Origin of the sequence: Prevotella sp. S7-1-8 (genome assembly GCF_000758925.1) — a bacterium.
GTDB lineage: Bacteria > Bacteroidota > Bacteroidia > Bacteroidales > Bacteroidaceae > Prevotella.
This window is the reverse complement of the sequence record NZ_JRNC01000149.1, coordinates 1-883: the sequence shown is the minus strand read 5'-3', so window position 1 is coordinate 883 and position 883 is coordinate 1. Positions and strand designations below refer to the sequence as shown.

Here is an 883-nt window from a genome sequence, read left to right as displayed (position 1 = left end):
CACATTGGAACAAGGAGTACCAATAGAAACGGTAAGCAAGATGTTGGGGCATAGCAATGTGAGTATGACCGAGCGATATGCAAAGGTTACGCCACAAAAACTATTTGTGGAATTTGAGCGTTTCCTTTCTTTCACGGAGGATATGCAGATGTGTATTTAGCCATAGAATAGAAGCATTAAAACTAAAATCATGATGAGAAGTACATTCAAAACACTGTTTTATATCAACAGACAAAAGACCAAGGCAAATGGTCTGACCTCCATACTCTGTCGTATCACGATAGATGGCAAGAACTCTGTTATTACAACAAACGAAGAATGTAAACCTGCGGAGTGGAATACTAAACAGGGGACGACAACGGACAAGAAAACCAATCTTCGACTGCAATCATTCAGGGAATTTGTAGAAAAGACCTATCAGGAACTGCTCCTAAAAGACGGGGTGATAAGTGCTGAACTGCTTAAAAACAGATTGCAAGGCATAGCAACTTCTCCTACCACTTTGTTGGAACTTAGCAATGCAGAACTACAATCGGTAAAGGAAGGTGTGGGCAAGTCTAAGGCAGAAGGTACATATACTAACCTTTGCTATGCGAATAGAATGCTGTGCGAGTTTATAAAGGACTTAGAGAGTAAGGATATAGAAATCCGAAGTATAACGGAGGAACTGTTTGAGGAATACCGATTCTTTCTTAAAAAGAAAGGGTTGAAAGGATCTTCTATCAACAATTATCTTTGCTGGCTGAGCCGTTTGATGTTCCGTGCAGTAAGCCAGCGCATCATTCGTTATAACCCATTTGAACATGCGGAATATGAAAAGGTGGAAAAGGCAATTCGTTTTCTTAGCAAGAGTGATGTAGCAAACCTGATGGCAATGAAGATA

Annotated in this window: 2 protein-coding genes; both read left to right on the top strand. The window is 40.2% G+C overall.

All coding sequences use genetic code 11. The features are described from left to right. Positions 1 to 160, top strand: a 160-nt coding sequence (locus HMPREF1640_RS13050; RefSeq protein WP_156098819.1) for a tyrosine-type recombinase/integrase, incomplete at its 5' end; no start/stop codon positions are given. Between the two features lie 30 nt (positions 161 to 190). Next, the coding region (locus HMPREF1640_RS12440) for a phage integrase SAM-like domain-containing protein (RefSeq protein ID WP_036895447.1) at positions 191 to 883 on the top strand (693 nt) is incomplete at its 3' end.